Origin of the sequence: Vreelandella glaciei (genome assembly GCF_013415125.1) — a bacterium.
In the GTDB taxonomy this organism is placed as follows: Bacteria; Pseudomonadota; Gammaproteobacteria; order Pseudomonadales; family Halomonadaceae; genus Vreelandella; species Vreelandella glaciei.
Window position 1 is genome coordinate 22,297 of sequence record NZ_JACCDE010000030.1, and the last position, 14,027, is coordinate 36,323.

Below are 14,027 nucleotides of genomic sequence, written 5' to 3' on the forward strand. Positions count from 1 at the left end.
TATCTATTATAAATTGTGCATGTGATGCTTGGGCATGATGAAGCCCATGGGGTACCATGCTTCACAACCGTAAGAGCCTAGCGTCGCGGCGGCAGACAACCCCGCTGCTCGAGGAACCGGAGGAATATCCATGGCAGTAGCTCATAAGTTTATCGTCGCTGACGATCACCCGCTGTTTCGTGCAGCGCTGACCCAAGCGTTACGCCAGTTGGCCCCCCAGGCGGAAATTGTCGAAGCGGACACCATGGAAGCCACCACCGATGTGGTGAATCGCCACCCAGATGCCGATTTGATTCTGCTTGATCTGCACATGCCGGGAGCCCACGGCTTCTCTGGTTTGATCCAACTGCGCGGCCAGATGCCCGATATCCCCGTTGCGGTCGTGTCTGGCAGTGATGAGCCCTATGTGGTCCGTCGTGCTATTGACTACGGCGCGTCGGGTTTTATCCCTAAATCATCGTCTCTACAACTAATTGCTGAAGCCGTCGGTGAAATTCTGCAGGGCGAAGTGTGGTTGCCTGAAGCGTTGGCCAACGTGCTGGAAGAGACCAGTGAAGAGGAGTCGCGCTTTGCCGAGGCGATCGCTTCATTAACGCCCCAGCAGTTTCGCGTCTTGAATATGCTGACCGAAGGCCTGCTGAATAAACAGATCGCTTATGAACTGAGTGTTTCTGAAGCGACCATCAAGGCCCACGTGACTGCGATTCTACGCAAGCTGGGCGTGCACTCGCGTACCCAGGCGGTTATCGCGGCTCAGAAACTTGAAGTCGAGCCGCCGAAAGTCGTTTCCTAAGCAAGTAGCGAGTACCGACTGCGTTAACCGCGGCGCTTAACGCGCCGCGCGATTGGCCTGCAAGGTGCGCGTTAGTAATGCTCGTAGCGCCGCCGGTTTAACGGGCTTCAGCAATAGTTGATAGCCCGCTCGTTTGATCTCTTCAGCCACTGCTTCGGTACGGTCAGCGGTAATTACAATTCCCGGTACCGCCCCCTCAAAACGCTCGCTGAGCGCTTCTAACGCCATTAACCCCGTGACTTCGTTATCCAGGTGGTAGTCCGCCAGAATAGCGTCAGGGTCGCCATCCATATTGCGTAGGATCGATTTGGCCCCACCGATACTGGTGGCGGTAAACACCTCGCAGCCCCAGCCGCTAAGCATGGCGGTCATGCCTTCCAGAATCAGCGTCTCATTGTCGATACATACAATCCGCGTACCGCTAAGCTTATGGCTGCCGCGCCGAGCGTGTGGCTCAAGCTCGTTACTGCTGGCTTCGTGGGCAGCCACAATCGGCACGCTAACCGAGAAAACTGCGCCTTTGCCTACCGTCGAGCGCACTTTGATGGGGTGATCCAGCACCCGGCTCATGCGGTCGGCAATGGAGAGCCCCAGCCCTAGGCCTTTCTCACTCTCTTTGTGACGGGAGACCTGATCCAGGCGGCGGAATTCTTGAAAAATCTCGCTTAATTTAGATTCGGGAATGCCGGGGCCGCTGTCCCACACTTCAATTGAGAGCCAGCCGTTTTGGCGGCGGCAGCCCAGCAGTACGCGCCCCTCCTGGGTATAGCGAATGGCATTAGACAAGAAGTTCTGCACGATACGGCGCAGCATCTGGGGGTCTGAGTCTACCCAAAGCTGGGTAGGCACGACTTCTAAGTCCAATCCGCGATCGTCCGCCATCACCTCAAACTCGGCGCGTAACGGGCGAACGATATCCGCCAGGGCAAAGTGACTGCGGCGTGGCGTTAAGGCGCCTGCGTCCAGTTTGGAGATATCCAGCAGGGTGCTGAGCAACTCCTCGGCAGCTTGCAGCGAGTTATCGATATGGCCAACGATGCGTTGGGTATCGGTAGTGGTCACGTTTTGCATGAGCGCAGAAGTAAATAGCCGTGCTGCGTTAAGCGGCTGCAACAAGTCGTGGCTCGCCGCGGCCAAAAAGCGCGTCTTAGACGCGTTGGCATCTTCCGCGAGCTGCTTAGCCTGGCGCAGAGCGAGCTCCGCCTCGGCGCGTACCCGGTTCTCCTGGCGCAATGCCGCGTTGGCTTCAGAGAGCGCCTGGGTGCGTTCGCGGACGCGCTCCTCCAGGGTTTCGTTGGTCTCTTTAAGGGCAATTTCGGCCTGACGGCGTTCGGTAATATCCTGATAGAGTGCAAAGAAGCCCAGGATCGCCTGACTGTCGCCAAAGTGCGGCGTGTAAGTGACCAGCATATAGCGCATGGCCTCATTCACCCGCAGTGAGACCTCAAAACTCACCCGTTCGCCTTTCAAGGCGCGCGCGACCCATGGCGCGCGCTCTTCCGCCTGCTTAATTTGCAGCACGTCTTCAAAGCGGCGACCAATGACCGCATTGCGGTCAATGTTGAACGCCTGCTCGTAGGCACGGTTGGTAAATAGGTAGCGGCACTCTTTGTCAAAGTAGGCAATCAGCGCGGGGACGTTGTCGGTGTAGATACGGATATTGTTTTCCGAGCGAATCAGCGCCTCTTCGATGCGCTTCTGCTGGGTAATATCCTGGTAGGTATACACAAAGCCCCCGCCGGGCATTGGGTTGCCTTGCACTTCCAGCACGCTGCCATCCTGGCGGTAGCGCACATAGCGGTGGGGCTGGCCTTCGCGAATATTGTCGAGCAGTAGCTGGACATGCTCTTCCGGGTCACCCGGGCCATACTCGCCGTTGTGGGCGTTGTAGCGGAAGATGCGGTCAATGGGTGCACCGACGCGAATTAAGTGGTCAGGAAAGCGGAAAAGCTCCAGATAGCGCTGGTTCCACACCACCAGGCGCAGGTTCTGGTCGACTACGCTGATGCCCTGGTTAATATTTTCAATGGTGGCCTGAAGCAGCGCCCGGTTGAACTCCAGCACTTGGGAGGCTTCATCGACAATTGAGATCACATCCGAGATGCCGATACCGCGCCCCTGAAGCGCCGAGTTAACCACGATGCGTGCCGATGAAGCACCCAGCACCGAGGCCAGAAAGCGTTCGGTGAACTGAATAATATCGATTGAGGCGCGGGTGCCGTTGTCCAATGGCTTGCCCGCGCGCCGGGCGTAATCTTCAAAGGCGCGATCCACTTGGCCGGCACCGAGGAAGCGCTCGCAAAGAACTTTTAAATCGCCCACGGTCGTCGCACCCGTCCAGGGGCGGTTGACCGAAGTCTGGCGTGTTTCCACACTATCTACGAACAGCGAGGCCTGAATACGCTCAACCACCCGCTGCGAAGTGACCTGAGAGACAAAGATATAGCAGAACAGGTTGACCCCGAGTGAGAGCATGACGCCGTGGGTAAAGCTATCGCCCAAGTTGAGCCCAAACAGCGCCGTGGGTGATAACCAGTTAAGCCCCAGCGGGCCGCCTTCAAGCCACATTGTCGGAAGCACACCGGCATTGATCATGGCGGGCATTAACAGACTATATACCCAGATGGCAAAGCCAGCGTTCATGCCGACAATGACCCCGAGGCGATTACCGCGCTTCCAGTAAAGCCCGCCAATTACCGCGGGGGCAAACTGAGCGGCGGCGGCGAATGAGAGCATGCCGATCGAGGCCAGCGAGGTGAACTCGGCAATCAGTTGGTAGAAGCCGTAGGCCATTGCCAGTACAGCGACAATAGTCAAACGCCGCGCGCGCAGCACCAAGCGACCATAATCCCGCGCCTTGGTATCAAACCAGCGCAGTCGGAACAGCGCCGGGATAACGATTTCGTTGGAAATCATGATCGACACTGCCACGGCGGCGACAATTACCATGCCCGTGGCCGCCGAGAAACCGCCGATAAAGGTGAGTAGCGTTAGCCACTGGTGGCCCGAGGCCATGGATAGTGCCAGTACGTAGGTGTCGGGCTCTACGCCGCTTTCGGAAAACAACAGCAGTCCAGCGGCGGCCAAGGGCACCACGAAAAAGGCAATGGCTAGCAGGTAGAGTGGAAATAACCAGCGCGCCTTAGTGGCATCGTCAGGATGAATGTTCTCCACCACCGCCACATGGAACTGGCGCGGTAGACATAGAATCGCCAGCATGGCGAGCAGCGTTTGTGCCCAGAAGCTCTGGCCAAAATCTTGATTGGCCAATTGGCGCTGGAGTTCTAGCTGGCTTTCGGCATGCCCCATCAGCTCACCCAGGCCATCGAACATACCCCAGGTAACAAAGGCGCCAAGCACCACGAAAGCGAGCAGCTTGACCAACGATTCAAACGCTACGGCGTGGATCAAGCCTTCGTGGTGTTCGGTGGCATCGGTGTGGCGGGTGCCGAACAGAATCGCGAAAATTGCCATTACAATCGCCACATAGAAGGCCGTATCGCCAAACAGCGGCGTATGGGTCACATCGGTGGCATCGGTGAGTACGCTAAAAGTGGTGGATACCGCTTTTAGCTGTAGCGCAATGTAGGGCAGGGTGCCGACGAGAGCGACCAGACTGGCAAAGGCGGCCAACGACTGGGTTTTGCCGTAACGGGAGGCAATAAAATCGGCAATCGAGGTGACGTTTTGGTGCTTGGCAACGCGGATCATCTTGGCCAGCACCGGCCAGAACAGCAAAAACGTCAAAATCGGCCCGACGAAGATGCTTGCAAACGACCAGCCCGCGGTAGCTGCCTGGCCAACCGCGCCGTAAAACGTCCACGAGGTGCAATAGATTGCCAGCGCCAGGCTATAGATGATCGGACGCCGACGGGTGGCGCCGTGGGTGCGCGCGCGGCGGTCACCGTACCAAGCGATGCCGAATAGAACGGCAATATAGAGTAACGAAACCGCTACCAGTAGCCCGCCGTGAAACATGCCTTTCTCCCCGCCAGAGTGTGCGATCCACTAATCGTGCGCTAATAAAAAAGGCTTCATTCTAGGCGAAATGGAGGGTCGTGTACGACCATTCTCTAAGCTTGTTTACACCACAGACTTTATTTATCTATGTGCATACGTTGCTGAGTAACGGAGAGGTTTCGCGCAGCGTGCGTATCTCTTCGAGAATAGGCTCGCGAGACTCTTCATCCAGTGGTACCAATTCCCGGTTCTCACAGTTGAGTACGTAGGGCTGGGTGATCAAAATATCGGTGTGGTGACGTTCAAACTGATAAAGAATAAATTCTGCTAAGCGGGCGCCGTCCTGCTCGCTGATGCGAATATTGTCGCTATCGACCATGCTGAACTTAGTAGTCATGGGAAAGGCAAAGGTCCATGGGCGCCATACCGCCGTGCTACTTTCGGTTGAAATGACCTTGGCGGTCTCGGGAAGTTGCGCCTGCTTATGTTCAAACCAGCTGTACTCGACCTGAACTTGATAGCCCAGCATACCCAGCGCGCCAAACACCGGCACTATCCACTTGGGCAAACGTTTGCCGCTCAAATTGCGCAGTATCAGACCAATCCCGGCAGCCGCAAGACCTGCAAAAACGGCGGCGATCAAATGCCAAATCATAAATTATCCTTTCAAAAAGCCGTCTATAAAAGCCATCGGGCCTCCCGAAGGAAGCCCGATGGTAAGGTCGATCCCCAGCGTTATCACCGCATGGCAATAACGCGTCAGGAAGGAGTATGACTTAGTGATCTATCGCCATGCCAGCACCTTTCGGATAGCGAACGCTTTCCACTAGGTCCTGAATTTCCTGCGGCGGTGCAGCTGTCACTCTGGAGACCGCGAAGGCAACGGCGAAGTTGATCATCGCGCCTACGGCACCGAAGGAGAGCGGCGAGATACCGAAGATCCAGTTATCCGGCGTGTTGGCCAGCGTGTTGGTATCCGGAATAAAGAACCAGCCCAGGTAGGTGAAGATGTAAAGCAGGGTGCAAATCAAGCCCGCCAGCATACCGGCAATCGCACCTGAGTTGTTCATCCGCTTGGAGAAGATACCCATCATCAGCGCGGGGAACAGCGATGCACCGGCGATACCAAAGGCCAACGCCACCGTTTGTGCTGCGAACCCAGGCGGATTAAGCCCCAAGTAGGTGGCCAACAGTATCGCGCCCCCCATGGAGATTCGCGCCGCCAACATCTCGCCTTTTTCGGAAATCTTCGGATTGATCATGGTCTTGATCAAGTCGTGACTGATCGCCGACGAGATCGCCAGTAGCAAGCCTGCTGCGGTTGATAGGGCGGCCGCGATACCACCTGCTGCGATCAAACCAATAACCCAGCCGGGCAAATTGGCGATTTCCGGGTTGGCGAGTACCAGAATGTCATTATTAACGGTTAGTTCGTTGCCTTCCCAGCCACGATCAGAGTAGTCAGCTGCATCGTTGTACATCTGAATACGGCCGTCATTGTTGAGATCGTTGAAGCTGATAAGGCCGGTTTCTTCCCAGGTGCGAACCCAGTCTGGACGCTCTTCGTAGAGAATCGGGTTTTGCGCAGCCTCTTCGTAGTTCTCAACCTGACCGGCCATCTCTGGGTACACGGTCGTCGCCAGATTCAGGCGTGCCATGGAGCCTACCGCCGGAGCCGTAAGGTAAAGCAGGGCAATGAACACTAGCGCCCAGCCAGCAGACCAACGTGCATCGGCCACTTTCGGTACGGTGAAGAAGCGAATGATAACGTGGGGAAGACCGGCAGTACCCACCATCAGCGACAGAGTGAACAGCACCATGTTGAGCTTGTTGTCTACGTCGGCCGTGTAATCGCGGAAGCCCAGCGCACTCACCACATCATCCAATTTAGCCAGCAGAGGAAGGCCGGATTCAGTATGCGTACTGAACATACCGAACATCGGAATCGGGTTGCCGGTTAGTTGGAAGGCAATGAACACCGCAGGAATGGTGTAAGCGATGATCAGAACGATGTACTGGGCCACCTGGGTGTAGGTGATGCCTTTCATGCCGCCAAATACGGCGTAGAGGAAAACGATCAGCGCGGCTAACCAGATACCCCAGGTGTTGCTGACTTCAAGGAAGCGCGAGAACGCCACGCCCGCACCGGTCATTTGACCGATAACGTAGGTAACCGACGCCACAATCAAGCACACGATCGCCACGAGGCGAGCGGTGTTGCTGTAGAAGCGGTCACCAATGAAGTCGGGCACGGTGAACTTACCGAACTTGCGCAGATAAGGGGCTAACAGCATCGCGAGGATAACGTAGCCACCGGTCCAACCCATCAGGAAGGTAGAGTTGGCGTAGCCACCTGAGGCCAGCAAACCCGCCATGGAAATAAACGACGCCGCTGACATCCAGTCCGCTGCGGTGGCCATCCCGTTGGTAATGGGGTGAACCCCACCCCCAGCGACGTAGAAGTCTTTCGTTGAGCCGGCGCGCGCCCAAATCGCAATGCCTATATACAAGGCAAAGGAGGCGCCGACGAACAGTAAGTTAATTGCAAACTGGCTCATACCGGCTTACTCCCCAAGGCCAAATTTTTGATCGAGCTTATTCATCTTCCAGGCGTAGAAGAAGATCAGCACGATAAACGTTAGGATTGAGCCCTGTTGTGCAAACCAGAAGCCAAGATCAGTGCCGCCAACCGGAATACCGGCGAGCAGTGGGCGAAAGAGGATAGCGCATCCGTAAGAAACAAATGCCCAAACGGCCAGGCATCCGAAAATTAAGCGGACGTTTGCTTTCCAGTATTCAGCAGCATTGGTTTTGTCGTCTGCCATTGTGTTGCTCTCCACTTGTGATTTTTAAGGTTGGGAAAGTTCACGAGGAATAGCGTGTGACCCATCAGGGCAATCGCACGTCTAAAGCCACTCAATCGTTAGGAGTGGTGAGTCAGTTCCTGTTAGCACGTCACCTTATTATTCGATATGAAATTTCGAGTTAGTTAGTGACGTGCGATTACCCTGCATGACTCATTGTTAATACTGGGCAATAAACGTCAAAAAATAAATCCCAGACTTTGGTATCAATAAACAGCTTAATGGCTTTCTGCGGGCTACATGTTGTTGAAAGTGCGAGTTTTTAGACGCTATTTAAGCGAAATTTGTAGGCGTTTCCAGGGCTATGGGACGATAGTCTAGTAAGCAAATAAAAGCAGTTATTGGCTACTTTAAATACATATGCTGCCTTTAATGGGTAATGACGGTTAGTGAGTATCGATACTTTGGTCGCGTATCAAAAGTCGCTTCGACCTTAGCGTGATAGCTAAAGGTATAACAATGTTCTACTTGCTACTTGGGAAGTGAATCCTTTATACCCGTACAGCCACCTTCACATAATAATCGATTACAGTTTTTGAAGCGTTGGAAAGACTCCTTTGATGTGGATCAATGTCGGGCGGAGTGCTTATTTACTTTATTTTCTAGTTCGCCTTTAGTTGAATGAGGTCATGCACAATGGTCGATGTGGATCTATCCCAACTGCCGTTCACGCTTCTTGACGATGAAGGACGTGACCACATTCGTCGCGGTATTGACCTTGCGTATTTTGACCGCGACGAAATAATTCTAGAGACCGGACAGGGGGGCGAGTTTGTTTATCTGATCCATAAGGGTGAAGTGGCAGAAATCGACCCCACGCTGCCCTCGTCTACTTCGCGTATTGGCCATTACACGGCCGGGGACCTATTTGGCGCGATCAGCATCCTTAACGGTAAAAGCCGCTATCGTTTTAAGGCCGAGCAGGAGTGCTTGTGTTACCTACTGCCCAAAGCGTTGTTTCAGCAGCTGTGCCGTCATTACCCGGATTTCAGTAATTTCTTTCGCCAATCGTTGACGCATAAAGCACGCTTACTGACTGAAAAGCGTGCCGAAGGTGGCGTCACCATGGCGGGTTTTATGTTGGCCAAGGTAAGCGAATGTATGCGTGCGCCGCTGTTAATGGCGGCGGCTACTGATATTGCCAGCGCGGTGAAGCAGCTCAACGATAGCTATGCTGATAGCCTGCTAGTAGAGACTCAAGGCAAGCTAGGCATGGTGACGAAAACCGACCTGCTCAATGGGTTGGTGTTGGGCGGTAGTGCGGTGTCATCGCCGCTTGATGAGCTCGCCCATTTTAATCTGGTCACCGTTGCGCCGGAACAATACTTGTTTGAAGTATTGGTCTTAATGACACGCCATAAAGTGACGCGGGTAGTGGTGCTCGAGCAAAACGTCTTAAAAGGCGTCGTCGAGCTCACCGACGTGCTTAGCTATTTCTCAAGCCGCAGCTACGTGGTGAGTTTGCAGGTCGAGCAGGCGAGCAGTTTAGAGACACTGTCGGCAGCCAGCCAACGTACACCGGAGCTGGTAAAAGCGCTGATGGCCCAGGGCGTAAAGCTGCGTTTTGCGATGGATCTTCTCGCCGCGCTGAACGGGCGGATCATGAGCAAGGCCTGGGAGTTCACGATAGAGGAACAGTATCGCGACCAGAGCTGCATGATGGTAATGGGTAGCGAAGGGCGAGGTGAGCAAATCCTAAAAACAGACCAGGATAATGGTCTGATTTTAGCCGATGACGCGCGGTGGCCAGATCTTTTGAGCCACATGCAAACGCTCACCGATACCCTAATCCAGCTTGGCTACCCGCCGTGCCCCGGCAATATTATGGTTTCAAACCCTGAGTGGGTGGCCACGGTGTCGCAGTGGAAGAGCAATATTGCCAAATGGGCCAGCGAGCGGGATGGTGACAGCCTGATGAAGCTGGCGATCATGCTTGATGCCCATGCGGTGGCCGGTAACCCCAGCCTGCTTGCCAGTGTACGAGAAGAGCTATTTGAACGCTGCTCTCGTGATGAGCTGTTGCTTTCGTACTTTGCGCGCACGGCGCTACGTTTTTCCACACCGCTGACGCTGTTTGGCTCGCTGAAAAAGCCTCAGCACGGTATCGATATCAAGAAAGGCGGTATTTTTCCCATTGTTCACGGCGTGCGCACCATGGCGCTTGAGCGGCGCATCCAAGCCACCTCGACGTTTGACCGTTTGGATGCCCTGGCCGCCGATGGGCGATTGGATCGCCGTTTTGCAGATGACCTGGGCGAAGCGTTGGCCCTGTTTTCCGAGCTACGTCTTAAACAGCAGCTAACCGCGTTGGAGACGCCTGTCGGTGCTCAAGAAGCTAACGCCCAAAACAGCAGTCGCGCTAACCGTGTCGTGGTGCAAAATCTTTCTTCCCTTGAGCGCGACCTATTGCGTGAAGCGATGCATATTGTCAAAGACTTTAAGCAGCGGCTTTCCCATCGTTACCATTTGGAGTATTCGTGAGCGGAATACGGCTGTTAGATCGACACGTGGCACTTTTTAGCGGTTCCTTACGCACCTTGTTGCGTCGCGAAAGCGACCGGCGGCGCTGTGCTGATTCTCCCTATGCCTGGCTCTTTCAGCCCTATATGGGCGAAGAGCTGGTAGCGCTTGCCTGCACATCAACGCCTACGCCGACATCACCTGTGATCAGTTTGGCCGCCGTGGTGCTTAGCCAACAGCAGGTGCGTACCAGCCGTGCTTTTGTGCTGACGTTAGGCGCACCGGGGCAGGCTGACCATGCATCGCTGCGTCGCCATCACCTGCTGTGTCAGGCGGGGTGTGTGGCGGCGCCAAATCGCGACAATTTAAATGCGTTAGTAGAGTTTATTGGCAATCGACCTATTGTCGGCTGGCAGTTAGACCAGCGGATTGGCGCGTTAAATGCGTTGCTGAGAAAGCGGTTGAATTTCGCGCTGCCCAATGCCCAGGTCGACGTAGAAAAGCTGCATCAGCGCCAGCTGCGGCGCTTGCACCCGGAGATAGAGGCACCGAGTAGCTTTGCTCAAGCGCTGGCGTGCTGGCAAGTACCCGCGATGGGGATGCAGGGTGTGTTAGGTGAGGCCACTTCCAGCGCGCTGCTGTATATGCGCCTGCAGCGCATTATGGCGGAGGCTGCTTAGTAATAGGCAGCGCTGCATACGAGTAGTTGGGTCAGGGCGGTGAGTGTTGTTAGAATAGCAGCCACTTTTTCTTGAATGCCTTCCACCCTCGGCAGTGCTTATACCATGCAATCTCTTGATCATTTTGACCCTGCTTCCCTCGGAGCCGCCCTCGCTGATGTTGAGCAAGACTCGCCAGAGCTGGCTGATGCTAAGCAGAAACGTGAATTTAACAAGCTGCAAAAGCGCCTGCGCCGAGAAGTAGGCAATGCGATTATTGATTACCAGATGATCAATGAAGGCGACCGCGTGATGGTCTGTCTCTCCGGCGGCAAAGACAGCTATACGATGCTGGAGATTTTGCGCAACTTGCAGCGCAACGCGCCGGTCAATTTCTCACTGGTAGCGGTCAATCTGGATCAAAAACAGCCCGGTTTTCCCGAGCATGTGCTGCCTGCGTATCTGGATAAGCAGGGCGTGGAGTATCACATTGTCGAGCGCGACACCTACTCGGTGGTGAAGGAGAAAACCCCGGAAGGCAAAACGACTTGCGCGCTCTGTTCACGTCTGCGCCGCGGTTCGCTGTATGGTTTTGCTGAAGAGATTGGCGCCAATAAAATCGCCCTGGGTCACCACCGCGAAGATATCCTTGAAACGCTGTTTCTCAATATGTTCTTTGGCGGCAACTTAAAAGCGATGCCGCCTAAGCTGCTTTCTGATGATGGTAAAAATATCGTCATTCGGCCGTTGGCTTACTGTAAAGAGGCGGATATTGCCGAGTTTTCACGGCTGATGGAATTCCCGATTATTCCCTGCAATCTATGCGGTTCGCAGCCCAATATGCAGCGCCAGGTGGTCAAAGAGATGCTCGCCGAGTGGGACAAAAAATTCCCCGGCCGCCTGGAGAGCATGTTTAAGGCGGTGACTAATATTGCCCCTTCCCAGTTGGCCGACCGCAGCCTTTTCGATTTTGAAGGCTTAGAGGCCAAACAGGCAGAGCTGCTGGCCGGGCGTATCCAGGCATTTAACGTCAGCTAGCGTTTTGCTCCTCTTCGGCGAGGGTGATTAAGCGCTGCATATCAAGAATATTGACCTCTCGCCCGGATACCGCCATTACGCTCTGCTGCTGGAAGCGGCTTAAAATCCGGCTGACGGTTTCCACCGCTAAACCCAAATAGTTGCCGATATCGGCCCTGGGCATGGAAAGGCGGAAACTGTAGGGCGAGTAGCCACGGCGACGAAAACGATCCGAGAGGGTAATCAAAAAGCTCGCCAGCCGCTGGTCGGCGGTTTTACGCGACAGCAGACGCATCATGCGCCGGTCATCGCGTAACTCTTTGCTCATGCTGCGATACAGCTGGCCACGCAGTTCGGGCAACTCCTCAGAGAGTGAGTCCAAGCGATCAAAGGGAATCTCGCAAACGGTGGTCGTTTCCAGGGCAATCACGCTACCTGGATAGTGCTCCTCATCAATCCCGTCCAACCCCACTAGTTCGCTCGGGAGGTAGAAATTGGTCAGTTGCTCGCTGCCGTTTCCCTCTGAGGTGACTTGTTTCAAACTGCCCGAACGTACCGCGTAAACGCTGGTAAAAGTATCGCTTTGGCGAAATAGTGGTTCGCCTTTTTTCAGCGGTGCGCGACGACGAATAATGGCATCGAACTGGCCCATATCGTCCAACTCAAGGGCAAGCGGCAGGCACAGCGAGCTAAGGCTGCAGGTTTGGCAGCGCGCTTCGTGGAGTAGCGAGCGTCGGCTGCTCATAGGTTCCAACATACGGTGCTCCTTGAGTGGGTCAGGGTAAAATTAGCAAATTCTTACTTATTGTGATGGCGTTAGCATGCCTACAATAAGGTGATTAAACAATCTTAGAGTAGCGCTGCCCTATTTGTCCAGAAAGATGGGTATCGAACGCCATGGCTAAATGGCGCACCAGCAGACGACCCATGGACGTGGCGCTAAGTTGATCACCACTACGGGTCAGTAGGCCATCTTGCTCGGCGCTCTGTAAGCGCTCCAGAGCGGGGGCAAAATAGCGGGGGGCATCGATGTTCCAGCGCTGGCTGACCGCAGCCAGATCAATGCCCATATCGCACATCAGCCGCTCAATCACGTCTCGACGGATGAGGTCGTCGTCGCTCAACCGCACGCCGCGTACAGTGGCGAGTTGGCCCTGATCCAACGCCGCCTCGTAGCTTGCCAGATCGCTCGGGTTCTGCGCGTAGACGTCATCAATGCGCGAAATCGCCGAAACGCCAAGCCCGATTAAATCGCACTGGGCGTGACTGGAGTAGCCTTGGAAGTTGCGCTGTAGCGAGCCGTCGCGCTGGGCAATGGCCAGGCTATCGTCAGGCCGGGCAAAGTGATCCATCCCGATATGTACGTAGCCAGCCGCGGTGAGCATTTCAATCGTGGTGCGCAGAATTGCCAGCTTCTCTTCGCTGCCCGGCAGGTCATCGACGTTAATCCGCCGCTGGGGGGCAAAACGCTCGGGCATGTGGGCGTAGTTAAACACAGAAAGCCGTGCGGGATTTAACTCGATCACTTGGCGCAGGGTGTCTGCAAAGCTTTTTTCAGTCTGAAAGGGCAAGCCGTATATTAAATCGAGATTGAGCGAACGAAAGCCCAGTCGGTGTGCTTCATCCATCAGCGTCTCGGTGAGTACTCGTGGCTGAATACGGTTAATGGCTTTCTGCACCAGCGGGCTTAAGTCCTGCACGCCTAAACTGATGCGATTGAAACCGAGCGATTGCAGGTGGCGCAGCGTAAATACATCCGCTTCGCGTGGGTCTATTTCAATCGCGTAATCGCGATCGGCAGAGGACGAAAGGCCAAACCGGGCATCCAAACGATCAATCAGGTCGCCCATCTGGTTCAAGTTAAGAAACGTCGGTGTTCCGCCACCCCAGTGCAACTGCTTCACCGGTCGTGTGGTATCCAAGTGGCGTGCGGTCAGCACCATTTCACGGTCGAGTCGGGATAAGTAGGGCTCGGTCAGGGCGGTGTTCTTGGTGGCGATTTTATTGCATGCGCAGTAGAAACAGATCTTGCGACAAAAAGGCACGTGAACATACAGCGACAGCGAACGCTGACTGGCATTGCTACGCTCTAGTGCCTGGGTCAGGTCACCGGGGGTGAATTGGTCGTGAAATGACAGCGCCGTGGGGTAAGACGTGTAGCGTGGTCCGCTGGTGTCGTAGCGGCGCAGCAGGGCTTCATCCCACACCGGCTGCACGGGCGCTGCCGCCACAGACGAGGCAAGAGGTGAAACCGCAGGGGCATGAACGGGCATG

The 14,027-nt window shown here is 55.0% G+C and carries 11 protein-coding genes; 4 read left to right on the forward strand and 7 right to left on the reverse strand.

All coding sequences use genetic code 11. The features are described 5' to 3' along the window. Nucleotides 1-6: 6 nt before the first annotated feature. Nucleotides 7-132 (reverse strand): hypothetical protein, encoded by a 126-nt coding sequence (locus HZS80_RS23890; protein ID WP_022522133.1) that lies wholly within the window; start codon nucleotides 130-132, stop codon nucleotides 7-9. Here HZS80_RS23890 and HZS80_RS17940 point away from each other — a divergent pair. Then, nucleotides 131-793, forward strand: coding sequence for a response regulator (locus HZS80_RS17940; RefSeq protein ID WP_007113812.1), 663 nt, complete (start codon nucleotides 131-133; stop codon nucleotides 791-793). The two genes, HZS80_RS23890 and HZS80_RS17940, sit on opposite strands and share 2 nt — an antisense overlap. A gap of 36 nt (nucleotides 794-829) precedes the next feature. Here HZS80_RS17940 and HZS80_RS17945 read toward each other — a convergent pair whose 3' ends face one another. From HZS80_RS17945 to HZS80_RS17960, 4 genes are all read right to left on the reverse strand, one after another. Next, complete coding sequence (locus HZS80_RS17945; protein ID WP_179916840.1) at nucleotides 830-4,771, reverse strand: hybrid sensor histidine kinase/response regulator; 3,942 nt, start codon at nucleotides 4,769-4,771, stop codon at nucleotides 830-832. 127 nt (nucleotides 4,772-4,898) lie between these two features. Then, nucleotides 4,899-5,408, reverse strand: coding sequence for a hypothetical protein (locus tag HZS80_RS17950; RefSeq protein ID WP_179916841.1), 510 nt, complete (start codon nucleotides 5,406-5,408; stop codon nucleotides 4,899-4,901). Between the two features lie 121 nt (nucleotides 5,409-5,529). Further along, nucleotides 5,530-7,311 (reverse strand): sodium:solute symporter family protein, encoded by a 1,782-nt coding sequence (locus HZS80_RS17955; protein WP_179916842.1) that lies wholly within the window; start codon nucleotides 7,309-7,311, stop codon nucleotides 5,530-5,532. Nucleotides 7,312-7,317: 6 nt separating this feature from the next. After that, nucleotides 7,318-7,578 (reverse strand): DUF4212 domain-containing protein, encoded by a 261-nt coding sequence (locus tag HZS80_RS17960; protein ID WP_007113808.1) that lies wholly within the window; start codon nucleotides 7,576-7,578, stop codon nucleotides 7,318-7,320. Nucleotides 7,579-8,253: 675 nt separating this feature from the next. Between HZS80_RS17960 and HZS80_RS17965 the strand changes: the two genes are divergently transcribed. The 3 genes from HZS80_RS17965 (at nucleotide 8,254) to ttcA (ending at nucleotide 11,774) form a co-directional block, all read left to right on the forward strand. Further along, nucleotides 8,254-10,098, forward strand: coding sequence for a DUF294 nucleotidyltransferase-like domain-containing protein (locus tag HZS80_RS17965; protein ID WP_035562207.1), 1,845 nt, complete (start codon nucleotides 8,254-8,256; stop codon nucleotides 10,096-10,098). Continuing rightward, nucleotides 10,095-10,757, forward strand: coding sequence for a 3'-5' exonuclease family protein (locus tag HZS80_RS17970; protein WP_327050449.1), 663 nt, complete (start codon nucleotides 10,095-10,097; stop codon nucleotides 10,755-10,757). Before HZS80_RS17965 ends, HZS80_RS17970 begins: the two co-directional genes overlap by 4 nt. Before the next feature lie 105 nt (nucleotides 10,758-10,862). Then, the gene (gene ttcA / locus HZS80_RS17975; protein ID WP_035586014.1) at nucleotides 10,863-11,774 is read left to right on the forward strand and encodes a tRNA 2-thiocytidine(32) synthetase TtcA; all 912 of its coding nucleotides are present in this window, start codon (nucleotides 10,863-10,865) and stop codon (nucleotides 11,772-11,774) included. Here the strand turns inward: ttcA and fnr are convergent. Then, nucleotides 11,767-12,510, reverse strand: coding sequence for a fumarate/nitrate reduction transcriptional regulator Fnr (gene fnr, locus HZS80_RS17980; RefSeq protein WP_035562210.1), 744 nt, complete (start codon nucleotides 12,508-12,510; stop codon nucleotides 11,767-11,769). The genes ttcA and fnr overlap by 8 nt on opposite strands. A gap of 82 nt (nucleotides 12,511-12,592) precedes the next feature. Continuing rightward, on the reverse strand, nucleotides 12,593-14,026 hold the full coding sequence (gene hemN, locus HZS80_RS17985) for an oxygen-independent coproporphyrinogen III oxidase (protein ID WP_035562213.1): 1,434 nt from the start codon (nucleotides 14,024-14,026) through the stop codon (nucleotides 12,593-12,595). Nucleotide 14,027: the final 1 nt, after the last annotated feature.

Bases quoted from the DNA above. Each gene is read 5' to 3' on its own strand.
- HZS80_RS17960 (WP_007113808.1), bottom strand. From the start codon at position 7,578: ATGGCAGACGACAAAACCAATGCTGCTGAATACTGGAAAGCAAACGTC.
- HZS80_RS17940 (WP_007113812.1), top strand. From the start codon at position 131: ATGGCAGTAGCTCATAAGTTTATCGTCGCTGACGATCACCCGCTGTTT.
- ttcA (WP_035586014.1), top strand. From the start codon at position 10,863: ATGCAATCTCTTGATCATTTTGACCCTGCTTCCCTCGGAGCCGCCCTC.
- HZS80_RS23890 (WP_022522133.1), bottom strand. From the start codon at position 132: ATGGATATTCCTCCGGTTCCTCGAGCAGCGGGGTTGTCTGCCGCCGCG.
- hemN (WP_035562213.1), bottom strand. From the start codon at position 14,026: ATGCCCGTTCATGCCCCTGCGGTTTCACCTCTTGCCTCGTCTGTGGCG.
- HZS80_RS17945 (WP_179916840.1), bottom strand. From the start codon at position 4,771: ATGTTTCACGGCGGGCTACTGGTAGCGGTTTCGTTACTCTATATTGCC.
- HZS80_RS17965 (WP_035562207.1), top strand. From the start codon at position 8,254: ATGGTCGATGTGGATCTATCCCAACTGCCGTTCACGCTTCTTGACGAT.
- HZS80_RS17955 (WP_179916842.1), bottom strand. From the start codon at position 7,311: ATGAGCCAGTTTGCAATTAACTTACTGTTCGTCGGCGCCTCCTTTGCC.
- fnr (WP_035562210.1), bottom strand. From the start codon at position 12,510: ATGTTGGAACCTATGAGCAGCCGACGCTCGCTACTCCACGAAGCGCGC.
- HZS80_RS17950 (WP_179916841.1), bottom strand. From the start codon at position 5,408: ATGATTTGGCATTTGATCGCCGCCGTTTTTGCAGGTCTTGCGGCTGCC.